The 747-nt window shown below is 38.4% G+C and carries 1 protein-coding gene; it reads right to left on the bottom strand.

Features of this window, described 5'->3' with window-relative positions:
* Positions 1–39 precede the first annotated feature (39 nt).
* Positions 40–747, bottom strand: a 708-nt coding sequence (locus ACFINZ_RS10655) for an ERF family protein (RefSeq protein WP_375701502.1), incomplete at its 5' end; no start/stop codon positions are given.

A 747-nucleotide genomic window follows, 5' to 3' on the forward strand; every position in this document is an offset into this window, starting at 1 on the left:
AAGCGCGCTTGAAACCATTCTGCTGTTCTTTGTTCCATCTCACACCGCCGTTCCCTGTTCGTGTGGCGTTTCTATATCGGCATCTTGTATAGTAGAATCTGTTTCTGCCTTTTGCCTGTTTTGTTTATCTTTCAAAAGATGTAATACCGTTTGTGCTTGTCCTTCAGACATATCGTCGAGCTTTTTGACGTTGACATAAGCAAGTATTTTTTCTTCTTCTGTTTGGGTTTGTACGACAAGTCTTCTGATTTCATTGATCTGTTGTGGAAAAGCCTTTTTAATAGGTGTGTTCCCATCCGTATCGTCATCTTCACTCACGACATTAAGAAGCATACCTAACAGATATCTGCGTGCGTATGTGATTGCAGAACCAACCGATTGTATATTTGATTTGCATCCTTTAGTGTCATAAGGAAACTTTCCTTCTGTTGAGATTTTATTTCCAGACGGATGCGTCAAAGTCATTTCTATAATTATATTGTCTGAACTCTGTTCTTTGATACGAGAAAACAAAGCAAATCGGTGTTTTGCAAGAGTGTTTTTTACAGCATCAATGTACTGGTCAAGGGTTGCATATTGGCTGTTTGTATGGGTGTTTGTAGAGTTTTTTTGTATTTTTTGATATTCTATTTGCATATTCGAAAGATCACTGGCAAATCTTTCGTAGTTTTGTCGTTCTATTTCTTTTTCTCGTAAGGCAATGAGACGCTCGAGACGGTCCATATCGACGTCATTTTCTAAGGCTCT

This window comes from Bartonella sp. AA81SXKL (genome assembly GCF_042196945.1).
Classification (GTDB): Bacteria; Pseudomonadota; Alphaproteobacteria; order Rhizobiales; family Rhizobiaceae; genus Bartonella.